Raw genomic sequence first — 8599 nt, 5'->3', positions numbered from 1 at the left:
GTTGATTGCTCAATACTGCTGGCGTATCGCCGTCCGAAGACGCACGATTCGCTTTGATCTGCACGAGGCTGATCAGTAAGTTTTGCGCGGGCCGTTTTGCGCGGCCGTTGCGTGTTGTTGACGTTTTGCTGTTCAGTTTTCAAGGTTCATTGTGTGCCGTTCTTAACAGCAACTTTATTAATATACCTCATCGCATTTCAGATGTCAATACTTTTCTTCACTGCTTTATCTGGTCGTTTTGAGGACATTTACTAATATATCAAGTCTGCCGAATTAAGTCAACACATTTAGAGAAAAAAATAGAACTGAATAAATTACTATTAAATTCTCCACATTTTTATCATAACAGAATTTTCAATTAAATCAATAGCAAAGATTGTTACATTTTTGAAAGGAAAACTTTCCTTTACATCCTAACTCCTGGCTTTCCGGCAAACTCTTGCCAATCAGCGTCCGGCACCTCCAGCACGGATGTCCGGAATCGACTTTCTTCTATATATAAAACGCATAGCTTCCGACAACCACGTGAATCCTCCATGCCCAGATTTTTTCTCTACTTTCCAATTACTGCACCTGCTGCGCCTCTAAGCAAAAAAAAAATCCCACCAAAAATTTGGCGGGATCTTTCTATTTAAACCAGGAAGATGAAATACAATACGAAGATCACGAATAGTCCGTACATGATTGGATGAACTTGCTTCCCTTTGCCAGCAGCAATCATTGTAATCGGATAGAAGATAAAGCCGATCGCGATACCTGTTGCGATGCTGTAGCCAAGAGGCATGGCAATCATCGTCAGAAATGCCGGGACTGCAATTTCAAATTTCGTCCAATCGATTTTGCCAAGCGCGGAAACCATCAGCACGCCGACAATGATCAACGCCGGTGCTGTTACCGCACTTGTAATGACTTCCAATAAAGGATAGAACAAAATTGAAACCAGGAACAATACTCCGGTGACAACAGAAGCGAAGCCTGAACGCGCGCCCGCTGCCACCCCTGAAGTGGATTCAATGTAAGAAGTGGTGGTTGATGTACCGAAAATTGCTCCAGCCACAGTTGCCACTGCGTCAGCCAAAAGCGCTTTTCCTGCGCGCGGCAATTTATGGTCTTTGGTCATCAGACCCGCTTGGTTGGCTACTGCCACCAAAGTGCCTGCTGTATCGAAGAAATCCACGAACAAGAATGTAAGGACGACAACCAGGAATTGAATTGTCATCAATGAACCCGGATCGTTGAAGATTGGCTCGAGCGCTACACCGAATGTCGGCGCCATGCTTGGCACCTGGCCGATGATTGCTGATGGCAATTCAACGATGCTGAAAATCATGCCGACTACTGCCGCAATCAACATACCGAAAAAGATTCCGCCTTTAATGCCGCGGACCATGAAGATGACCGTCACAACCAAACCGAAAATCGCCAGCAGCGTCGATGAGTTCGTCAAGTCGCCAAGGCCGACCATCGTATCGGGATCGCCGACGATGATGCCGGCATTTTGAAGGCCGATGAACGTGATGTACAATCCGATCCCCGCTCCAACCGCAAATTTCAGTTCAGCTGGAATCGCGTTAATGATGCGCTCGCGCAAACCGGACAACGAAAGGATGATAAAGAATAATCCAGAGAATAATACGCCGGTCAAAGCTGTCTGCCAAGGAATGCCGTATGTCAAGATCACTGTGTAAGCGAAGAACGCATTCAGCCCCATGCCCGGAGCAAGTGCAATCGGATACCTTGCCACAAACCCCATCATCAAACTCCCTACCGCTGCGGCTAATGCCGTCGCCATGAACACCGCGCCGTAATCCATGCGCATTGCATCAGGCAAATCGGTTACTGAGCTGAGTGTCAGCGTCAGCGGGTTGACCACTAAAATATAGGCCATTGCTAAAAATGTCGTTAATCCGCCGATGATTTCCTGGCGGTAATTCGTGCCCAGTTCTTCAAACTGAAAATACTTCTTCAATGTAATTTCCTCCGCGTGTCGCCGCAATAATGCTGGAAAACAGAAAAACGCATACAGCGGTGTGCCGTATGCGTTCGATTTACCCCTCCAAAGCAAATAAATCCAGAGAGGGCCCGGCTTTCTGCAGCCGGACAAAAATCGTAGTCGAGTCATTTACGGTAACTCGGTAGAAACTTTCGGGCCATATCCCCGACATTATACGACAACGTTATTTAATTTCTATCGTAGAATAACACGTTTCTTTTTAATTAACAAGCCCAAACACGAACATTAATCGTTTTTTTAATTTTATAGTTCGTGAAATATTCAAAAAGCTGGAACACCTTTAAAGGTGCTCCAGCTTTTGTTTTATTCCCACTCGATCGTTGCAGGTGGCTTGCTCGTAATATCGTATAATACACGGTTAATATGATCTACTTCATTGACGAGGCGTACGCTGATTTTTTCCAGCACGTCCCAAGGGATGCGCGCCCAATCGGAAGTCATTCCATCAATCGATGTTACAGCACGGATGCCAATCGCATAGTCGTATGTGCGGGCATCGCCCATCACGCCTACGCTGCGGATATCCGGAAGGACTGTGAAGTATTGCCAGATATCGCGGTCTAATCCCGCTTTGCTGATTTCATCGCGAAGAATCCAATCCGATTCACGGACGATTTTCAGCTTTTCTTCTGTCACTGCACCCATGATGCGGATTCCCAAGCCTGGTCCTGGGAATGGCTGGCGCCAAACGATTTCATCCGGCATGCCAAGCTCTGTGCCAAGCGCACGGACTTCATCTTTGAACAATGTATTCAATGGCTCGATCAACTTAAACTGCATGTCGTCCGGCAAACCGCCTACATTGTGATGCGATTTGATGGTTTGTGCCGTTGTCGTGCCGCTTTCGATAATATCTGTGTAAAGCGTTCCTTGTGCAAGGAAATCCATGCCTTCAAGTTTCGACGCTTCATCGTCAAAGACATAGATGAACTCGTTGCCGATGATTTTGCGTTTCGTTTCAGGATCTGAAACGCCTGCCAATTTATTCATGAAACGTTCTTGGGCGTCGATTTTGATGACGTTCATATTGAAGCCGTCTGCAAAAGTCTTCATGACGCTTTCCGCTTCACCTTTGCGAAGCAAGCCGTGGTCAACGAACATGCATGTCAACTGGTCTCCGATCGCTCTGTGGATCAATACCGCCACTACCGAGGAATCAACACCGCCGCTCAGTGCACAAAGCACTTTCTTGTCGCCGACTTCTTCGCGGATTTTTTCGATTTCAAGCTCGATGAAGTTTTCCATCGACCATTCATCCGCCATGCCGCAAACATCGTAGACGAATTGGCGCAGAACTTCATTTCCATAAATGGAATGGCGCACTTCCGGGTGGAATTGCACGCCGTAGAATCCGCGCGAATCATCGGACATGGCAGCAATCGGGCATCCTGAGCTCGTGCCTGTCACTTCAAAGCCAGGGGGCGCTGCAGTTACCAGGTCGCCGTGGCTCATCCAGACAATCTGTTCTTTTGGAAGATCTTTAAAAATAGTGCTTTCTTTTACAAGCTGAAGTTCCGCCTTGCCGTATTCACGGTTTTGGGCTTTTTCAACGTTGCCTTCTAAATGCAGCGCCATCAACTGCATGCCATAGCAAATCCCCAAAATCGGAAGTCCCATTTCAAAAATAGCAGGATCGATTGAAAATGCATTTTTATCATAAACCGAATTTGGTCCACCTGAGAAAATGATGCCTGCAGCATTCATTTCTTTGATTTTTTCCGCTGTAATCGTATGCGGATGCAATTCGCTATAAACTCCGATTTCACGAATACGCCGTGTAATCAATTGGTTGTACTGGCTTCCAAAATCCAAAACCACTATCTTCTTCTGTTCTTTCAACATCGGGCTGACTGGCACACTCTTCACCTCTTCTATTCGATTCAAGGCCTCAAAATAGCAAAAGAACGCGAAAACTAGTCCTCGCGTTCTTCTGCTCTACATCAAAAAGGCGAATGCACATGTCTGAACGCATGCGTCATCCGCCTTCATAGTCAAGTCATTTCCGGGGACTTGGTAGAGACATCCGGTCCATATTACCAGACATATATGAGGGCACCTGTAACATATAATTTTCTCAATTGTACAAGGTAGCACTCCCAAAATCAACCGCTTGTCTGTTTGATTAAATTTTCCCAACTTTCTTTCAGCTCTTGCCACTGCACGGTTTCACCTTTGCCGCCATAGACAGACTTTTCATAAGCCTGCGTCAATTTCGTCATATCATGGGTCCCGAAGAACGAATCGATATACGAAGCGTAGGACTTCAAGGTCTGCCCTTCACGCCTTTTGATGCCGTACAAATCCAATTGCTTCAGCAAGCGCAAATAGGCTTTTTCGAAAGTTGAGGCGTTATTGCCACGTGCACGGTAATACGGAATGAGCACTGCAGGCAGCCATTTTTGGCGCAGCTTGAAGAGCATCAAAGCTGCTGCGGCAATTCCCGCCAAAGACCAAAGGATCGTTTTCCTGTGTTCTTCCGTATACTGTTCGAATCGGCTCCACAGAGATGGGCCATTGTCCGCAGCATCAGCTGCCACTTCTTCTTCCTCGGCTGCCAGCGGGTCCGGGCGCTCCGGCATGACCGGATCTTCTAATTCATCCGTTTCGGTTTCTACGTCGAAATCGATTGCCGATGCGCCTGTAAAACCGATTGTCGGTTCAAACAGCATCCAGCCGACTCCGGGCATATAAGCTTCAACCCAAGAATGGGCGTTGTTATTGGTGATTTGGTAAGTTTCCTCTTCACCATTCTGATCCACTAGTTCACCTTCATTGAAACCTTTGACCCAACGGGCAGGAATATCGAGCGAACGGAGCAGGACGACCATTGATGTCGAAAAATTATCGCAATACCCCGTCTTTGTGTCGAATAAAAACTGGTCGACATAATCTTGATCTTCCTCAGGAACTGGAATATCCTCTTGACTGTATTCAAAGCCCGCTGTACTGAAATAGCGTTCAATAGCACGCGTTTTCGCATATACATTGTCAGCGTCCGCCGTTATTTCAACCGCAAGGTCCCGCACGCGCTGCGGCAATTCCGCCGGCAGCTGTTTGAAGCGGTCAAACTCGGCCGGAAGCTCTGCTAAATCTTCGTCACTCGCCGCTTGCAGCGCGGTTAAGCTGTACAACGGCTCACTATAGGCGACCTCATATACTTCAGGCTCGATTTCAGCGCCATCGCTATACGTTTCAATGCGCTGGTCTGCTGAATCGTATTGATAATCAACATTTTGATCCATCAATATCGATTCCGTGCCGTAAGGATAAAGTACAAATGGGAAAGATTGTTCCATTGATACGAGGGCATTGTCCCGCAAAGCGGGTTCACCCGGCTCGAAATCAGTCGAAATAAACTCCCCATTGCCATATAAGAAGGAATCCCCGACATTTTCGGTCAATTCCCATCCTTTTGTTGTATAGATATCTTTGGATTCAACTTTCCAATATTGGCCGTTTGCGACAGTTGCTCTGAAAACAGGGGTATCGTCTCCTATAAAAGAACCGCCAAGTTGGGAATCATCCACGCCATAGCCGATGCGGCCCACTTCTCCACCCGGGCCGCTTCCGGCCTGTTCAGAAAAAGAAGTGATGTACGGCACAGGATCCGGCCAAATCGGACCGGATTTCGGCAAATAAAGGGCTAGTGCAGCTGCGGCCGAAACCATCAGCACCAACGGAATGATATAAGCCGCGATTTTATTGCCGCTTAGTTCGATATGATGGCGTTCAAGCCAGCGCGCCAAATGCAGAAGGCCTGCCAATAAAAGGCCGATGACCATGATGCGGATAATCGCCGTATTCCCTGTGTAAGGGCTAAACGTATCCAATACCGCGATAAAGACGACCGTCAGCAAATAGAACAGGAAAATGCTGAGCCGGTAGCTGACCCAATAATGGATAAGGTAAACCGCCATCCACAACAAAGCGAAAAATAACACGGTTCTGAAAATATCTGTAGTGCCGACCCAATCCTGAGACAAGACTGCAGAAAAGTCATTTGTAAAATTATCCCATAAAAATCGAATTGCATCCCTTGTGAAAAAAACTTCATCAGTATAGACGTACACCGCGAACCACAAAACATACAGCGTTTTGACTATACCTGAAATCCACCAAGGAACTTGCAGCAAGGCCATGATCAGCGACATTCCGATAAAAATCAGGAAGAGGTTCTTATGCCCTGTTTCTGTCAATGCAATCACAGGCGCAAGCCATTCCGCCAGCAGGAAAAAGACCAAAATATACAAACCTGCCATGAACCATTTGTTTTTTCGGATGGAAGTCATTGATCCTTCACCTCCATAAAGACCGAGGAGAAGTTTTCAGGCGCCACCCATTTGACAGTGAAGCCTTTGGAACGCGCGAATTGAAAGGCTTGTTCATCTTCGCGCGATGGCCTCTCCCCTTTTTTCATGACCACCAGGCACATACAAGCATTTAAATTTTTCACATTGCGCTGGATGACTTTAACCATATCCATCGTCAACTTGCTTGTTACGTATAATAAGCTCGATGACTGGATTTTCAACAAATCGCGGCCAACCGCTTCTTCTGCAGGGTTTTCAAGGTCCGGCTGCACTTTCGCCAGGAAATACATGACCCGGTGAAGATGTTCTTCAGTCTGAATGACTGGAAAAGAATTGCGGGTTGCACCTACAGACAAATAGGCGACGCTCGATTTCGACTCTACAATCGATTGAAGGATAGACGCCACCAATTCTACTTGGAGCTCGAATTTGTCCGTCTTTCGACGGTCGTCCAGCAAGAACAAATCTTGGGACTGGCGATCTTCGAATTCTTTCGTCTGCATGGTCTGAGTCCGCGCGAATGATTTCCAGTGGATCCACGAAACCCGATCGCCTGGCCGGTAGTCGCGGACACCCGTCGCCATCGTCGTATCTTTGACCAATGTGAAAGGCGCAGCCATGGCACCTTGGTCGTATCTCGACTCCATAGGGCGGTAAACGATTTCAGTCGTATTCGGATAGACCAGGACTTTTTGCTGAAGCGGAATCAGTTTCGACTTCTTCACCCATCCAAAGAAATCCGAAACTTCTACCTGCACCCCTTCCAGCACATGCTCGCCGCGAGGCATATCCCGGATCTCATAGCTCCAAGACATGCCGGTAGAAAAACCGGGCACCAGCATTTTCTGTGAGCCGCCTGCGGTTCTGGCATTCAGTGCAGGAGAATGCGTTTGTTCTGTCAGTACGGTATACAGCAGCGGAAACCGCATATTCCGCTGTACTTGGATAGTCGCTAAGAAAGGCGAACCTTTGCGCACCTGCGGAGTGTGGATTTCCCGGCTCAATTCCATGTCTTGGAGCGGATAAACTGCGAGCAGCAAGGAATAAAGCGCAAATGGCAGTGCCATATAAAAAATGAACCAGCTGACAAAGCCGCCTTGGAACATGGCGAAAGCGAAAGTGAAAATCAAGATGAACAGCACGAAAAGGAGCCGCCCCCATAGATTCACGAATGAGGCCGTTTTTTTCATTGGCCTACTAGCCTTTGAACGGGAACCCGCGTTTTCGCCAAAATACGATCCGTGATTTCATCAGCAGTGATGCCATCATAGCGCGCTTCCGAGCGCAGCATGATGCGATGCCCGAATACGAATTTCGCCAAATATTGCACATCATCCGGTGTGACATAATCGCGCCCTTTTAACATGGCATACGCTTGGGAAGCTTTCATCAAAGCGATCGAACCGCGCGGGCTAACCCCCAAATAGACGTACGGATCATTCCGCGTCTGTCTGGTCAGTTCAACGATATAACTCCGGATTGTTTCGTCAACATTGATCTTTTTCACTTCTTCTTGCAATGCCAAGACTTCTTCAAGTGAAATAACTTCCTCCAAATCTTCGATTGGTGCAGAAAGCTGCGCGCGGCTAAGCACTTCCATTTCTTCTTTCGGGGATGGATAGCCCATTTTCACCTTCAATAGAAAACGGTCAAGCTGTGCTTCCGGAAGCGGATAAGTGCCTTCGTATTCAATCGGGTTCTGGGTGGCCATAACAAAGAAAGGTTTTGGAATAGGCATGGTTACGCCATCGATTGTCACAGAAGCTTCTTCCATCGCTTCAAGGAGTGAGGATTGCGTTTTTGGGGATGTGCGGTTGATTTCGTCGGCCAAAATGATATTGCCCATGATCGGGCCTGGCCTGAAATGGAATTCCATATCTTTCGGATTGTAGATGGAAACTCCAATCACATCAGAAGGAAGCAAGTCAGGAGTGAATTGTATTCGTTTAAATTCAGCGCCGACTGATTTTGCGAGCGCCCGTACCAGCATCGTCTTACCGACGCCCGGCACATCTTCGAGCAGGACATGGCCATGGGACAGCATTGCCACCATGCTCAATTCAGCGATATCTCTTTTCCCGATAATCACTTTTTCAATATTATCAATTACTGCATTTAAACGGTCTTTAGCCATCATGCTGATTCCCCCAATTATAAAGTGCATCAAATTTTTTAAATTGTCCAAAACTTATTTCAAGCATAACGAATTTACGTGGAATTCTCAACTGTCCGTAACTTTGGAGCCGGATTTTACTATTAAAAAGAATGTATGTTT

General features: G+C 47.1%; 5 protein-coding genes and 2 riboswitches. All 5 genes read right to left on the bottom strand.

The window, feature by feature from the left end:
• Positions 1-631 precede the first annotated feature (631 nt).
• Complete coding sequence (locus QMA09_RS10000) at positions 632-1969, bottom strand: NCS2 family permease (RefSeq protein ID WP_290213012.1); 1338 nt, start codon at positions 1967-1969, stop codon at positions 632-634.
• Positions 1970-2090: 121 nt separating this feature from the next.
• A riboswitch (purine riboswitch) is annotated at positions 2091-2192 on the bottom strand.
• A gap of 125 nt (positions 2193-2317) precedes the next feature.
• On the bottom strand, positions 2318-3856 hold the full coding sequence (guaA, locus tag QMA09_RS09995; protein WP_290213015.1) for a glutamine-hydrolyzing GMP synthase: 1539 nt from the start codon (positions 3854-3856) through the stop codon (positions 2318-2320).
• A gap of 126 nt (positions 3857-3982) precedes the next feature.
• Positions 3983-4084, bottom strand: a riboswitch (purine riboswitch).
• A gap of 32 nt (positions 4085-4116) precedes the next feature.
• Positions 4117-6303 carry a transglutaminase TgpA family protein gene (locus QMA09_RS09990; RefSeq protein WP_290213011.1) on the bottom strand — a complete coding sequence of 729 codons (2187 nt, stop codon included), beginning with the start codon at positions 6301-6303 and terminating at the stop codon, positions 4117-4119.
• Positions 6300-7514 (bottom strand): DUF58 domain-containing protein, encoded by a 1215-nt coding sequence (locus QMA09_RS09985; protein ID WP_290213010.1) that lies wholly within the window; start codon positions 7512-7514, stop codon positions 6300-6302. The genes QMA09_RS09990 and QMA09_RS09985 overlap by 4 nt, the downstream gene beginning before the upstream one ends.
• Positions 7511-8461: an AAA family ATPase gene (locus tag QMA09_RS09980; protein WP_290213009.1), complete on the bottom strand. Its 951-nt coding sequence runs from the start codon at positions 8459-8461 to the stop codon at positions 7511-7513. The genes QMA09_RS09985 and QMA09_RS09980 overlap by 4 nt, the downstream gene beginning before the upstream one ends.
• Positions 8462-8599: the final 138 nt, after the last annotated feature.

The organism is Planococcus sp. APC 3906 (assembly GCF_030407685.1).
In the GTDB taxonomy this organism is placed as follows: Bacteria; Bacillota; Bacilli; order Bacillales_A; family Planococcaceae; genus Planococcus; species Planococcus koreensis.
Note: the sequence above shows the minus strand (reverse complement) of the source record. Positions and strands in the feature narration are given on the sequence as shown.